Source organism: Chryseobacterium sp. UF-290, assembly GCF_058245615.1.
This window is the reverse complement of the sequence record NZ_JBSICB010000021.1, coordinates 11,634-25,988: the sequence shown is the minus strand read 5'-3', so window position 1 is coordinate 25,988 and position 14,355 is coordinate 11,634. Positions and strand designations below refer to the sequence as shown.

Genomic DNA, 14,355 nt, shown 5'->3' with positions numbered 1-14,355 from the left:
AAAAATCAATTTATATTGCCGGGCAACGGGAATTTTCCGTCATTTGTACCAGAATTTTTTCGAAAACAAAACATGGAAAAAGCTGTTCTGATTACTATAGGAGATGAAATCCTTTCCGGAAATACAATAGACACCAATTCTAATTTTATTGCCTCTGAACTAAAGAATATCGGTATAAAAGTTTCACAGATCTTCACTATTTCAGATGAGGTGGAAACCATTAAAAATGCACTGAACAGTGCCTTTGAACTAGGAGACCTGGTTATCACAACAGGAGGGCTTGGTCCAACCCGGGATGATAAGACCAAAAAAGCGCTCGCAGAATTTTTCAATGATGAAATTGCCCTGGATGAAGTAACCTTTAATCATCTTAAAGGTTATATGGAAAAAAGGGGACGTCTGGATATTCTCGAAAGAAATAAAGAACAGGCTTTCGTGCCTACGAAATCAATAGTTTTTCAAAATCATTACGGAACGGCACCCTGTATGATGATGGAGCTGGATGGAAAGCTATGCTATAGTCTTCCGGGAGTTCCCTATGAAGTAAAACCATTGATCAAAGACCAGATCGTTCCTTATTTGCAGGAAAGATTCAGACTTCACTATATCCACACCAGGATTGTTTCTGTAGTCGGAATTCCAGAAAGCATTCTCGCAGACACGATAGAAGACTGGGAATTGGCGCTTCCCGAAAATATGGCATTGTCCTATCTTCCTGTCGGAACCCGTGTAAAGCTCAGGCTGACTGTATCCGGAGACAATGAAAATGCTTTACAGCAACAGACGGAAGATGAAATTCAGAAACTGCTTCCTTTACTGGGAGATCATGTAATTGCCGTTTCTGAAGATAAGATTGAGAATATCCTGGCAGAAATACTTACCGAAAGAAAACTCACCATTTCTACAGCAGAAAGCTGTACAGGAGGAGAACTTGCCAAAATGATCACTTCAGTTTCCGGAAGCTCAAAATATTATCTTGGAGGAATAGTGGCATATGCTACAGAGAAAAAGATAAGGATATTAAACGTTTCAAAAGAAACCGTAGATCAGTTTACCGTAGTCAGCGAGCAGGTGGCACAGGAAATGGCAAAAGGCTGTCAGGAATTGTTTGATACCGATATATCTCTTTCCACCACTGGAGTTGCAGGGCCAGAAAAAGGAGAAGATGGTAAAGAGGTAGGAACAGTTTATTATTCAATAAGAATCGGTAATAAGGAGGTGACATCAAAATTATATATGCCGCATCTGGAAAGAGTAGATTTTATGGATTTCGTTTCCCAGAAGGTGATCCAGGATCTGGTGGGACTTCTGATAACCGGTTAAAAAAATCAGAGCTTTGGCAGATCTTTCTTACAACAGCAAAATCTGAAAAAGCGTGCAGCAGGACGTCGTATTTTATCTTTAGAGGAATGTAGAGAACATGAAATGTAAAAGAATGAGCAGCATCTTACTTTTTGTTTAAATTTGTTTTACGAAAAAGTAACAAATAATAAATAAATCATACATATTGTATAAATTGTTATCATAATGAAAAAACTAACGCTTTCTCTGTTTCTAATAGCAGGGATCTGCACTCAAAATACAATGAGCGCACAAGCTAAAGCTGTTAAAACAGCAGTTAATAATACAGACAAAGGTTTAGACCTTAGCCTGATGGATACTTCAGTACGCCCACAGGATGATTTTTATAATTATGTGAGCGGAACCTGGATGAAAACGGCTAAAATTCCATCCGATAAGCCAACCTGGGGAAGTTTTAATAAACTTGGGGAAGACACGGATAACAATTCCATGACGATCCTGAACTCTCTTTTGAAAGATAAGTTTGCTGATGGAAGTGAAGGAAAAAAAATCCAGGATCTGTATGCTTCCTATATGAACATGCAGAAAAGAAATGCTGACGGGATCAAACCTATTCAGGAGCACCTGACTAAGATCGATGCTATAAAAAATATGGCTGACCTTCAGAACTATCTGGCTTCCGTAACGAAAGAAGGTGAAAATATCTTCTACGGATGGGGAGTATATGCTGATCTGAAGAATTCTAATATGAATGCCGTTTACTTAGGTGAAGCTGCTCTTGGTTTAGGAAGAGACTACTATCAGAAAGTAAACGAAAAAAATACAGAAGCTATTGCTGAATATCAGAAATATGTAGCTTCTATGCTGAAAGAATTAGGATATAAAAATGCTGATGAAGCTGCAAAAGGTATCGTTAATTATGAGAAAAGGATTGCGCAGACTTATCTGACCAATGAGCAAAGCCGTGATAATACTCTTCAGTATAATCCTCAGACAATGGCTGAGCTTTCAGCTTTGGTAAAAGGAGTAGACCTTCCTGCTTACCTTAAAAAAGTAGGGGTAAACACCGATAAAATCATCATCGGAGAACTGGAATATTATAAAAACTTTGATCAATTGGTCAATGCTCAGAATCTTCCTGTAATTAAGGATTATCTGAAATTCCACATGATCAATGGAAGCGCTTCATACCTTAGTGAAAAGTTAGGGGACATGAAATTTGATTTCTTTGGTAAATACTTAAGAGGTCAGCAGGAACAAAGAGCTCTTAACAAAAGAGGATTTGAGCTGATCAACAGAAACCTGGGAGAAGCTTTCGGTAAATTATACGTTGATAAATATTTCCCGGCAGAAGCTAAGGCTCAGATGGTGGAGCTGATCGATTATTTAAAGAAAAGCTTCGCTGTTCACATCAATAACCTAGCCTGGATGTCATCTACCACTAAGGAGAAAGCGATGCAGAAGCTGAATAAGTTTACGGTGAAGGTGGCTTATCCGGATAAATGGAAAGACTATTCAAAATTAGAGATCATTCCTGAATCTAAAGGAGGTACACTATACAAAAACCTTCAGAATATCGGTGAGTGGCAATATAATAAAGACTTGGCTAAAATCGGAAAACCGGTTGATAAAACAGAATGGGGTATGACGCCACAGACTGTAAACGCTTATTACAATCCTGTATATAACGAAATCGTATTCCCTGCAGCGATCCTTCAACCGCCATTCTTCAATCCTCAGGCTGATGCGGCCGTAAACTTCGGAGGAATCGGTGCCGTTATCGGTCACGAAATGAGTCACGGATTTGATGATTCAGGAGCACAGTTCGATGCAGAAGGAAACCTGGTAGACTGGTGGACTCCGGAAGATAAAGCAAACTTTGAAAAAGCTACCAAAGCCCTGGCTGCCCAGTATGATAAATACGAGCCGGTAAAAGGAACGTTTGTAAACGGTACTTTCACCAATGGTGAAAACATCGCAGACTTAGGAGGAGTAAATATCGCTTACGATGCCCTTCAGATGTATTTAAAAGATAAAGGAAACCCTGGAAAAATCAGCGGATTCACTCAGGATCAGAGATTCTTCTTAAGCTGGGCAACCGTTTGGAGAACATTATCCAGCGAAAAATATATGATCAATCAGGTGAAAACTGACCCGCATTCTCCGGGATATTTCAGAAGCTTCGGTCCGTTGATCAACGTTGATGCCTTCTACAAAGCATTTGACGTTAAAAAAGGAGATAAATTATACAAAGCTCCGGAAGACAGAATCAAAATCTGGTAACAATATAAACCGCTCAGCAATGGGCGGTTTTTTTGTTAGAAGTTAGAAGTTAGAAGTTAGAAGTTGGGCGTGGCAGCCCTGATTTGTAATGATGGGCTTATTTTATTCTTCTCCTCCGGATAGGTGTCAAATAGAAGATTCGAAGGGGGGTATCAACCACAGGTATTAATAACACTTGTATATAAACATCTGTGAAAATCTGAGTAAATCTGTGGTTAAATAAATTTTTTCATCAAAACTGAATCAATAGCAGAGGCATTGAGTCCGCTTAAAATATAATCCGTCTTTAGCCAAACCTAAAATCTCTCTTTCACTTATCAATAATTTTTAAAAGGCATATACATCAAATCTTGAACTTTAAACTTTAAACCCGGACGTCCCTTCATCAATTATCAATTATCCTTCATCACTTATCATTAAAGTTCGTATATTTGATAAGTTTGTGTAAAATCAAAAATTATCTTTAATGAAAAAGCTAAATATTGGAATACTTGCCCTTGCGGGTGTTGTATTTCTCAATTCGTGTGGTGCGGCAAAGACTGCAGGGACAGAGAAAAAAACTGAAGCTACGGCAGCCGTTGCAGAGCCGGTAAAAGAAGAAGTGAAAGAGGAGGGGATCAATTTATCTTATATGGATACAAGTGTACGCCCACAGGATGACTTTTTTAGCTATGTGAACGGAAATTGGGTGAAAACTACTCAGATCCCTTCCGATAAAGCGAACTGGGGATCTTTCAATGCATTGAGAGAAAATGTGGATGATGCTTCGCTGGATATATTAAATAAAATTCTTACGGAAACTTATCCGGAAGGATCAGAAGGACAGAAGATCCAGAATCTTTATGCTTCTTTTATGGATACTGCTAAAAGAAATGCTGAAGGCTTGACGCCAATTAAAGCTGATCTGGCAAAAGTAGATGCGATTAAAAACCTTAATGATTTCCAGAAATACCTTTTGGAGGCTACAAAATTAGGTGACAATTCTTTCTACGGATGGAGAGTAGGCGCTGATATGAAGAACTCCAAAATGAACGCGGTTTACTTAGGTGGTCCGGACCTTGGCTTGGGAAGAGACTATTACCAGAAAGTAAACGATGCCAATACCAAGACTTTGGCAGAATATCAGGCATATGTCGGCAAACTGTTCGGAGTTCTGGGATATAAGAATTCAGCTCAGGCAGCTCAGAATGTTGTTGATTTTGAAAAGCAACTGGCCAATTATCTATTGACTCTTGAGCAAAACAGGGATGCCAATTTAAGATACAACCCTAAAAATGTATCAGAACTATCCGGTATCGTGAAAAATGTTGATCTTGCGAAATATCTGAAGGACGCAGGAGTAAATACGGACAGAGTGATCATCGGAGAGCTGAAATATTACCAGAATATGGATCAGTTCGTAACGCAGAAAAACCTTCCTTTACTAAAAGATTACCTGAAATATCACATCATTAACGGGAATGCAAGCAACCTTGATGACAGTTTAGAGCAGATCAGATTTGATTTTTATGCTAAATATCTACAGGGACAGAAAGAGCAGCGTCCTATGAACAAAAGAGGGCTTACCCTTGTCAATGGTGTTTTAGGAGAAGCTTTCGGTAAGCTGTATGTTGATAAATACTTTACATCTGAAGCTAAACAGCAGATGGAAACCTACATCGATTACCTTTTAAAATCATTCAAAACCCATATCGCCAATATAGACTGGATGTCTCCTGAAACCAAAATAAAAGCTCAGGAAAAACTGTCTAAGTTTTCAGTGAAGATCGCTTATCCTGATAAATGGAAAGATTATACCCAATTGAAAGTAGAGTCTCCGAAACAGGGAGCAACATTATACTCCAATCTTCAGAATGTGGCAGCATGGCAGTATCAGAGAAGTCTGGATAAAGTAGGGAAGCCTGTTGACAAAACAGAATGGGGAATGTCTCCGCAGACTGTAAATGCATATTACAGCGGATCAAACAACGAAATTGTATTCCCGGCAGCTATCCTTCAGCCTCCTTTCTACAATCCTAAAGCAGATGCAGCCGTGAATTTCGGAGGTATCGGGGCTGTTATCGGACACGAAATCTCTCACGGATTTGATGATAGTGGCTCACGCTTCGATGGAGATGGAAATCTTAACAATTGGTGGACAGATGCTGACCGTAAGAACTTTGATGCAAAAGTAGGGCAATTGGCGGCTCAGTATAGCGCTTATGAGCCTGTAAAGGGAAGCTTTGTTAACGGTAAGTTTACAAGTGGTGAAAATATCGGAGACCTTGGTGGAGTAGCGGTGGCATATGACGCCCTTCAGATGTATCTTAAAGACAAAGGCAACCCTGGCAAGATCAGTGGATTTACTCAGGATCAGAGATTCTTTATGAGCTGGGCAACGGTTTGGAGAACCAAAGCTACCGATCAGTATATGATCAACCAGGTAAAAACAGATCCGCACTCTCCGGGAATGTTCAGAGCATTCGGACCGCTGGTGAATCAGGATTCGTTTATCCAGGCTTTTGATATCAAACCTGGCGATAAAATGTATAAAGCTCCTCAGGACAGAATAAAAATCTGGTAGTTTTACCAACAATTGTTAGAAAAGAAGGAATCCGGCTCAACGTGAGCTGGATTCTCTTTTTAATATTCTTTCTTATAATTCCGGAGAACAAACTTTATTCCGGTTTCTATAATGTCTCCCATGCTTTTACAATACTTGAAATTGACATCGTAGGTGAGCTTTTGTAAAGCCGTCCTTAGTTCTATCACATTGGCTTCCGGAGCGATATTGTCTTTTTTCATAATAGAAATGAGCTCATCGAATCTGCTTTTGCTGCTGGTCACTCTTTTTACGATTTGTGAACGTACTTCCTTACGGTATTGTTCTATAGAGCTTGGCTTCAGTTTTTCCAGCACCATATTTACCATTTGGCTGTTTTCCTTGAAATACTGTGGAAGATAGACTTTCAGATTCCCTTCATAAGTTTGCTGATCAAAATCGATGGGACGGATTCTGTAAATAACCTGGTCGAAATCGTGTATCGGAATAACAACGTAATTATAAGAGCGCATGTCACCAAGGAGCCCGATGAGGCAACGCTCATTGAATTTCACAAATTCCTTGGAAATCTGTGCCTTTTCCAATTCTGTACAGTTGGACATATGTTTCTGAATAAAAACATCTCCGGGAATTCCTAAAATATGCTCTTCTATCAAAGTGTTTTTGTAGACCAGAAAGTTAATGCGGTTGGGAGAAAGCAAATCTTCAAGTTCCAGTCCGTATATTCGGGAAGCATCGGCCTGCTTAATATAGAAATTAGTATAATTATCGTTAAGTATATTTCGTACCCGAACCCGAAAAGGCTTAGAGTTCCCGAAGGTACAGAAGTCGATCGTATCCACTTTCAGATAAGGTAAAGTAGCGGTATCTCCGTCAGAATGGAGGAGGGTATAAATCTTATTTAAATTAGCCTCTATTTCTTTAAACTCATATTCAGAGTACAATACCCCAAGCCACAAAGTATCTTTGCCTTCTTTATCCAGAATATTCACACTGTCGCTAAACCTTAGGAGGTCTTCATACAGAAACTTGATCTTGGTCGTTCTGTTATATTTTTCCAAATATTGCTGTAATGCTTCTGAAACTGGAAATATTGGTTTTCTAAACGCTATCTTTACATCTTTCATGACACTGTTCACTTTGTTTAAATATAAAGAATATTTTTTGTAACGCCTGAGGAATTCTTATTTTAGCCTCAGTTCGGGATAAGAAACAAAGGTTTAAGTCAGGAAGAGGGAAGCTGGAAGTTAATATTGGACAAATAATTTCTGGTAGTTATCGTAAAATTTGATGAAGTACTTCTTAAAATATGAATGAAATTGATTTTCAGCTGTTTTCAAACCTCAATAACTTCCAGCCTCCAGCTTCCAAATCTTATTTTCAGGTAAAGTGCCTTATCCCGAACTCAGGTTATTTTAACATTCATTTGATGCTTTTGTATAAGACGAAAGCGGACAAAGATTTTATTTTATTTTTTCTTGAATGATTTTATTTATTTTTCATAGCTTAGTGACATCATAAGATTATGATTTTATGTTGAATAAGTATAGGTAAATTTAATTAAGTCAAGAAAAATCTTGACAAAATTTTGTATGTTACAGTTTTTTTTTAAATTTAAACATTGGATTGGTAATTTATTTGATTCGTCTGTAAATTACTCAAAGACAGATCCAAATCAAAATAGTAAATCTCAAAATAATAATAATATGGCAATGTTTAATTATGGTGTTGGCGGAAACGAGGTAAAAGTAGACGCTAATGAAGCTATTCAGGAAATACAGGAAAATAAATCACTGATAGTAAGTCAGCTTACAACAGAAGAATCTTATACCCCTGAAATTGTAACAGGATTAAAAACAGTGGAAGACGTTTTCAAACATTTCCAGCCTTCTGTGTCGGTACAGCATGAAACAGAGGATGGAGGAGTCGTTGATGAAGAATTTCGCTTTCAAAATCTTGGCGACTTTACTCCTAAAAGCCTTACTCAGAAGTCAGACTATCTGCAGCAGCTGAGCATGGAACAGGAGCAGTACAATAAGATTGTACGTCAGCTGAAAACCAATAAAATTCTACGCAATATGCTGGAGAACGATCAGACAAGAGCAGCGTTTGTGGAAGTATTGAAAGAAGTAGCACAGGAACTTGAAAAATAATTAAAGACTTACATTAAATCATGGATAGCAAATTACAGGCGCAGGAAAGCCAGCAGCAGGGACAGCAGCAGCACTCGGGTCAGCCGAAGGGCAACCCACTTGCAGAGCTCAATAAAATGGGAGGTTTTGGCTTTGTTGAATCCGTTGTAGACGGTATCGCCAATATGAACCCGACAAGAAAGGCAAGGAAAGAAATTTTCCTTAACGATGGAAATAAAGCAGACGAAAGAAAAGAACTTCTTCAGAAGATTAACCTTTGGGTGAGCCTTCTGGAAGGAAACGAATCTGCAGATAAAATGGCTGAAACGTGTAAAAACAAAGCACAGCAGGCCGATCAGAATTTAAAGAAGAACTTAAAGAATACACTGGATGCCGTTCGTCTGTTGGAAACCAACTACAGAACTGTAGCCCAATTCTACAAAAACACAGAATTGGACAAAGTGGATAACGTAAGTATAGTAAATGCAAGCCTTGATCAGGTTTCCGATTTGGATAACCCTTTGTTCATCGATGCCATTTCTGAAGAATTCAAAAATTATTACGACCGTTTAGACCTTAGAGATAACTATTCAATCCTTGCAATACCAGGATATTTAGGGTCGAATAAGGTGATTGAGAAATGGGCAAAGATCTGTAACGAAAATAAAGTCATGATGGTTACAGACTTCGCTAACCTTGATAAACCGGACGATGTGGTAGATCTGTTCCACTCTGCGAACCTTACAGGAGGTGAGCTTCACAGAAGTAACGTTATCATGACGTGTAACTGGCTGGTAGGACGTGGAAAAGCTGAAGAAGTAGGAGAAGAAGAGAACGTAGAGCTTCCACCTTCCACTTCATTGGCCGGTAAAATCCACAAAACACTGATGTCTCAGGTAGCAGCAGGTAAAAAGCACGGTAACATCAATGAAGTGGATGCCGTAAAATTTGAACTGAAGAAAAGTGAAATTTCTCAGTTGGAAAAAATGGGCCTTGTACCCATGGTCAATGAATATGGAAAAATTATGGCTTTCTCTGCAAAGACATTGTTTACAGGAGACAACATCGGTCTTCAGACCTATTCAGTAGTTCGTGTATTCGACTATGTAACGAAAGTATTACTAGACTTCCTGAACAGAAGAGCTTTCGAAAACTGGAATGCTAAAAACGAAGACGATTTGAGAAGACAGATCGTAACGTTCCTGGATAATATCAAAGGACCGGACAAACTGATCGAAAAATTCAAGATCGTACGTTTCGAGCAGGATAGAGTAAATAAAGACAGAGTATGGCTTGATATCCGTATGACACCTTATTTCCCTACAAAGAGTTTCGTTATTAAACTTGACGGACACAAAGGAGATGATGGTAACGAATGGGATGCAGAATACACTCAGGAATAAAAAAACGTATTTTAAATATCAAAAACCGATGCAATTTTTACATCGGTTTTTTTCTACCAATATCTATGAATTTGAATATGAATAAAAAGCTGATCATGGGGCTTCCTGCCTTGCTGATGGTGCTCCTGGTAAGCTGTGAAAAAAAATACCAGAGTCCCGGCCGTTATGAAAATGATCTTTTCGCAGACGAACGCCAGGAAGGAAAAGCTTATATCATGAATGAGGATGAATGTTTTGATGGCAGTGAGCTGGTTCTTGCAAGTTCAAGCGTAAAGCTCGCAGATAGCTCAAAAGGCCGTGGAAAATCATTTTTCCTTTATAAAGTAGGATCCGGAAAAGTTTTAAAAACAGTGAGGGATTCTACCGTGGAAATGCCGATGCTGTTTTTGTCTCCCTATAAATTGAATATAAAAAACAGTGATTCCATGTATGTTTACCTGAAAAAACTTGAAGGATACCGTTTGATTGCCAAAGACCGGAACCTCAAATATCAGTGGCTAAAAGCAGCTCCTGTATATTCTGTGAAGAAAAAATAAATAAACCTATCTTTGCAGCATCAAAATAATGCTCAGGAATGGAGGGGTTGCCATCTCTTCAATGATTTAAAACAGATTGGTTTTTGGAAAAAAATAGAACAGCCCCAGGGTTTCTTCACGTAGGAAACAGAATTTTGGAATGGTATAAAAATAATGCACGAGATCTGCCCTTCAGACAGACAAAAGACCCGTATAAGATCTGGATCTGTGAGATCGTATTTCAGCAGACGAGGATCAATCAGGGGCTTAATCACTACAATAATTTCATTGAAAGGTTTCCGGATATAAAAACGTTGGCAGAAGCTGACGAAAATGAAGTTTTGCTGTACTGGAAAGGTCTGGGCTATTATTCCAGAGCGATCAATATTCATAAGGCTGCTCGGCAGATCATGAATGATTATCAGGGAGTATTTCCCGATCAGTATGAAGAAATTTTAAAGCTGAAAGGAGTAGGGAAGTATACGGCTGCAGCAGTTTCCAGCATATGTTTCGGCGGGAAAATTCCTGCGGTGGACGGAAACTTCTATCGTGTTTTGAGCCGCCTTTTTGCTGATGATTTTGACATTTCGAATTCAAAAGCATTTGCCTATTTTTCTCAGCTCGCTACCCTGGTGATGCCGGAAAATGTAGGTGATTTCAACCAGGCAATGATGGATATCGGTTCTGAAATCTGCAAGCCTAAAAATCCTCTTTGCGGAGAATGTCCCGTCAATGAGGACTGTCTGGCATTTTCTACCCAAAAGATCTCAGATTATCCGGTAAAAACTAAAAAAGTAAAGGCAGAAGACCTTGCTTTGACCTATTATTTTGTTCACAGAAACGGACAATTTCTGATCCGCCAGAGAGGTGATGACTTTATCTGGAAAAAATTATTTGAATTTCCTTCAGCTATCCCCGCTGATATGCAGCCATTCATTACCAGTTCAAAAACAGTTACCCATAAGCTGACCCACAAGAATTTAAGCATTGAAATATTTAATGTGACGGTGACTTCAGAAAAGATATGGAATGATTTTATCTCTGAAAATCAATACCTGATCACAAACGTGGAAGCTTCTCATGAAAAATCCTTTCCAAAGCCTTTGGAAAATTACATTCAAAACTCTCTGAAAGACTGAAATTTGTCTTCCGAAATCTGAAATCTAATTTGTACTTTTGCAAAATGATAAAAAAAGTCATTTTTATTTTTGTATCACTGCTTTTAATTTCATGCGGAAAAGACCCGGTTCCGAAACCTTATGGAGAACTGCGTCTGGAATATCCGGCCCCGAAATACCAAAAGTTTGAAAACGGCTGTGCCTACACCTTTGAATATTCGGATTTTGCTTCGATCACACCGGCAAAGAAACCTTGCTGGTTTTATCTGAATTATCCTCAAATGAAAGCAAAGATTTTCGTTACCTATTATCCGATACAGAATGACTTTGCAGAACATATCAGGGAAACTGAAAAAATGGTGTATGAGCATACCATAAAAGCAAGTTCTATTGATACGAAATCCTTTGAATATCCTGAAAAGAAAGTATACGGGAATTTCTATGAGCTGAAAGGGCAGAGTGCTTCTAATCTTCAGTTTTACATTACAGACAGTACGAAACATTTTGTAACTGCCTATCTATACTTTAATACGAGACCAAAGCCGGATTCTCTGGCTCCTGCAGTCAACTATATCAAAAACGATATGAAACACCTGCTGGACTCTTTTGAGTGGAAAAAATAATTACTTTTAATATACATTGAAAAATATATGAAACTTTTAGTTGTAGGAAGTGTTGCATTTGATGCAATTGAAACACCATTTGGTAAAACGGACAAAATTTTAGGAGGTGCTGCCACTTATATTGGGATTACTTCATCTATTTTAGGCGTTCAATCCGGTATTGTTTCTGTAGTAGGAGGAGACTTTCCACAGGAACACCTTGATATGTTTACAAACAGGGAGATAAATATCGAAGGAATTGAGATCGTAAAAGAAGGAAAGACTTTCTTCTGGGCGGGTAGATACCATAACGATCTGAATACAAGAGATACCTTAGCTACAGAAGTAAACGTACTGGAGAATTTTGATCCGAAAATCCCGGATTCAATGCAGGATGCTGAAATTTTATTGCTTGGAAACCTACACCCTGGAGTTCAGCTATCCGTATTGGAAAAAATGAACAGCCGCCCTAAGCTTGTTATCCTTGATACCATGAATTTCTGGATGGACAGCGCATTGGATATTCTGATGGATATGATCGCCAAAACAGATGTGATTACCATCAATGATGAAGAAGCAAGACAGCTTTCGGGAGAATATTCTTTAGTGAAAGCAGCTAAAAAGATCCACACTATGGGTCCTGAATATGTAATCATCAAAAAAGGAGAGCACGGAGCGCTTCTTTTCCACGACAATAAAGTATTTGCTATCCCGGCACTTCCGCTGGAAGATGTTTTCGATCCTACAGGAGCCGGAGACACTTTTGCAGGAGGTTTTGCGGCTTATCTTGCCAAAAAAGGAAAGTTTGATTTTGATACGATGAAATCCGCTCTTATTGTAGGATCCGCAATGGCTTCATTTACCGTGGAAAAATTTGGTACAGAAAGAATTCAGGAAGTGAATGAGTCTGATATGTTCAGCAGATTGAGACAATTTAAAGAATTGACGACATTTGATGTTGAACTGCAGTAAATAAGTCTTTTTAAGAAATATTTATAATAAAAAATTGAGTGAAATTCGTTAAGAATTCTAAATTTGCAACTTGTTAAAATAGTAAAATGACAAATAAACTAAAAATCACTTTTCTTCTTGGGATTTTCATGATGATATTTTCTTCGGATATGATGAATGCCCAGCTAAAACAAGGAGATTTGGTGGATGGTATTGCTGCTGTTATCGGAAATGAGATCGTGTTGGAGTCAGATGTAATCGAGCAGATGAATTATGGGAAACAGCAGGGAGCTGGTGATACAGACAAATGTGAGTTCCTTGAAAACCTTATCAGCAATAAGCTTCTTGTATATGAAGCTAAAAAAGATACATTGATTGAAAACCGTTCTGCAGCGATCAAAGAGCAGGCTAATGCAAAATACCGTCAGTTGCTTTCTCAATTTCCGGATGAAAAAACATTGCTTGCCGCTTATAAGTTCAGAAACGCTTATGAAATGAAGAACGCTATCGAAAAGATCGATACGGACCAATACTATGGACAGGCAAAATACCAGAGAGTTACCGATAAAGCTGACGTAACCCCTAATGAGGTGACTGACTTCTATAATATGTATAAAATGCAGCTGCCACAGGTAAAAGATGAGGTTACTTTAGCTCAGATCATGATCTATCCTTCATTGACGGATGCTCATAAGCAGGACCTGATCAACAGGCTGAAAAAGATCAAGCAGGATATTCTTGGAGGGGAAAGCTTTGAAAGCCAGGCAAGGATCTATTCAGAAGATGAAGGATCTGCAGCCAATGGAGGTTTATACAAGAACATCAATAAAGGACAGATGGTGAAGCCGTTTGAAGCGGCTGCCTTAAACCTGCAGGAGAATGAGATTTCAGACCCTATCGAATCTGAATTCGGATTTCATATCATCCAGCTATTGAAGAGATCCGGTAAAGTATATGATGCAAGACACATCCTGCTAAAGGGAACCCCTACGGAGGATGAGCTTAAAACGGCAAAAGCAAAATTAGACAGTATCAGAGGTCTTATCTTGGACGGAAAAATAACGTTTAAAGATGCAGCTTTCAAATTCTCAGATGATAAAAGAACAAAATTCAACGCGGGGATCATTCCCGGAGCGGATGGTTCTGACAAGATCGAAAGAGAAAGTATTCCCGGAACGATCAGTTATGAGTTGGCCGGATTGAATAAAGGAGATATTACTACCGCTTTTGAAGATGAGGAAAACAGAAGGCAGGCGGTTAAGATCATTAAAGTGGAAGATGTAATTCCTGCCCATCAGATCACGCTGGAAACAGACTTTAGCCGGATCAAGCAGATGGCGCTCAATAAAAAGAAGAACGAGATGGTTGAAAAGTTTGTCAACTCTAAGTTACCAACCACTTTCATTTCCATAGACGGACGTTACGATAGCTGTAGCTTCAAATCCAACTGGAAGAAAGAATCCATCAAAAAATAATAGTAAAACCTTCAGAATTTCTGAAGGTTTTT

11 protein-coding genes are annotated in these 14,355 nt (G+C 38.7%); 10 read left to right on the top strand and 1 reads right to left on the bottom strand.

The features are described 5' to 3' along the window. Window positions 1-72 precede the first annotated feature (72 nt). The 3 genes from AC4IF5_RS18695 to AC4IF5_RS18685 all read left to right on the top strand — a co-directional run bounded on the left by AC4IF5_RS18695 (window position 73) and on the right by AC4IF5_RS18685 (window position 6,148). A complete protein-coding gene (locus AC4IF5_RS18695; protein ID WP_490737204.1) occupies window positions 73-1,323 on the top strand; it encodes a CinA family nicotinamide mononucleotide deamidase-related protein in 1,251 nt (416 codons plus the stop codon). Window positions 1,324-1,527: 204 nt separating this feature from the next. Continuing rightward, a complete protein-coding gene (locus tag AC4IF5_RS18690) occupies window positions 1,528-3,585 on the top strand; it encodes a M13 family metallopeptidase (protein WP_490737202.1) in 2,058 nt (685 codons plus the stop codon). 466 nt (window positions 3,586-4,051) lie between these two features. Further along, window positions 4,052-6,148, top strand: coding sequence for a M13 family metallopeptidase (locus AC4IF5_RS18685; RefSeq protein ID WP_490737200.1), 2,097 nt, complete (start codon window positions 4,052-4,054; stop codon window positions 6,146-6,148). A 59-nt stretch (window positions 6,149-6,207) separates the two neighbouring features. Here the strand turns inward: AC4IF5_RS18685 and AC4IF5_RS18680 are convergent, their stop codons facing one another. Then, window positions 6,208-7,254 carry a hypothetical protein gene (locus tag AC4IF5_RS18680; protein WP_490737198.1) on the bottom strand — a complete coding sequence of 349 codons (1,047 nt, stop codon included), beginning with the start codon at window positions 7,252-7,254 and terminating at the stop codon, window positions 6,208-6,210. 579 nt (window positions 7,255-7,833) lie between these two features. On the opposite strand from AC4IF5_RS18680, the gene AC4IF5_RS18675 reads away from it, so the two are divergent. From AC4IF5_RS18675 to AC4IF5_RS18645, 7 genes are all read left to right on the top strand, one after another. Then, complete coding sequence (locus AC4IF5_RS18675; RefSeq protein ID WP_490737196.1) at window positions 7,834-8,280, top strand: type VI secretion system contractile sheath small subunit; 447 nt, start codon at window positions 7,834-7,836, stop codon at window positions 8,278-8,280. Between the two features lie 20 nt (window positions 8,281-8,300). Further along, complete coding sequence (locus AC4IF5_RS18670; protein WP_490737194.1) at window positions 8,301-9,662, top strand: DUF5458 family protein; 1,362 nt, start codon at window positions 8,301-8,303, stop codon at window positions 9,660-9,662. A 65-nt stretch (window positions 9,663-9,727) separates the two neighbouring features. Further along, window positions 9,728-10,198 carry a hypothetical protein gene (locus AC4IF5_RS18665; RefSeq protein WP_490737192.1) on the top strand — a complete coding sequence of 157 codons (471 nt, stop codon included), beginning with the start codon at window positions 9,728-9,730 and terminating at the stop codon, window positions 10,196-10,198. Between the two features lie 83 nt (window positions 10,199-10,281). Continuing rightward, on the top strand, window positions 10,282-11,316 hold the full coding sequence (mutY, locus tag AC4IF5_RS18660) for an A/G-specific adenine glycosylase (protein WP_490737190.1): 1,035 nt from the start codon (window positions 10,282-10,284) through the stop codon (window positions 11,314-11,316). Window positions 11,317-11,360: 44 nt separating this feature from the next. After that, on the top strand, window positions 11,361-11,918 hold the full coding sequence (gene gldD / locus AC4IF5_RS18655; protein WP_490737188.1) for a gliding motility lipoprotein GldD: 558 nt from the start codon (window positions 11,361-11,363) through the stop codon (window positions 11,916-11,918). Window positions 11,919-11,945: 27 nt separating this feature from the next. After that, on the top strand, window positions 11,946-12,869 hold the full coding sequence (locus tag AC4IF5_RS18650) for a PfkB family carbohydrate kinase (RefSeq protein WP_490737186.1): 924 nt from the start codon (window positions 11,946-11,948) through the stop codon (window positions 12,867-12,869). Window positions 12,870-12,955: 86 nt separating this feature from the next. Next, window positions 12,956-14,323: a peptidylprolyl isomerase gene (locus tag AC4IF5_RS18645; RefSeq protein WP_490737184.1), complete on the top strand. Its 1,368-nt coding sequence runs from the start codon at window positions 12,956-12,958 to the stop codon at window positions 14,321-14,323. Window positions 14,324-14,355: the final 32 nt, after the last annotated feature.

Coding starts and splice junctions, on each gene's coding strand:
- AC4IF5_RS18675 (WP_490737196.1), top strand. CDS start 7,834: ATGGCAATGTTTAATTATGGTGTTGGCGGAAACGAGGTAAAAGTAGAC.
- AC4IF5_RS18670 (WP_490737194.1), top strand. CDS start 8,301: ATGGATAGCAAATTACAGGCGCAGGAAAGCCAGCAGCAGGGACAGCAG.
- AC4IF5_RS18685 (WP_490737200.1), top strand. CDS start 4,052: ATGAAAAAGCTAAATATTGGAATACTTGCCCTTGCGGGTGTTGTATTT.
- AC4IF5_RS18695 (WP_490737204.1), top strand. CDS start 73: ATGGAAAAAGCTGTTCTGATTACTATAGGAGATGAAATCCTTTCCGGA.
- AC4IF5_RS18690 (WP_490737202.1), top strand. CDS start 1,528: ATGAAAAAACTAACGCTTTCTCTGTTTCTAATAGCAGGGATCTGCACT.
- AC4IF5_RS18650 (WP_490737186.1), top strand. CDS start 11,946: ATGAAACTTTTAGTTGTAGGAAGTGTTGCATTTGATGCAATTGAAACA.
- gldD (WP_490737188.1), top strand. CDS start 11,361: ATGATAAAAAAAGTCATTTTTATTTTTGTATCACTGCTTTTAATTTCA.
- AC4IF5_RS18665 (WP_490737192.1), top strand. CDS start 9,728: ATGAATTTGAATATGAATAAAAAGCTGATCATGGGGCTTCCTGCCTTG.
- AC4IF5_RS18680 (WP_490737198.1), bottom strand. CDS start 7,254: ATGAAAGATGTAAAGATAGCGTTTAGAAAACCAATATTTCCAGTTTCA.
- AC4IF5_RS18645 (WP_490737184.1), top strand. CDS start 12,956: ATGACAAATAAACTAAAAATCACTTTTCTTCTTGGGATTTTCATGATG.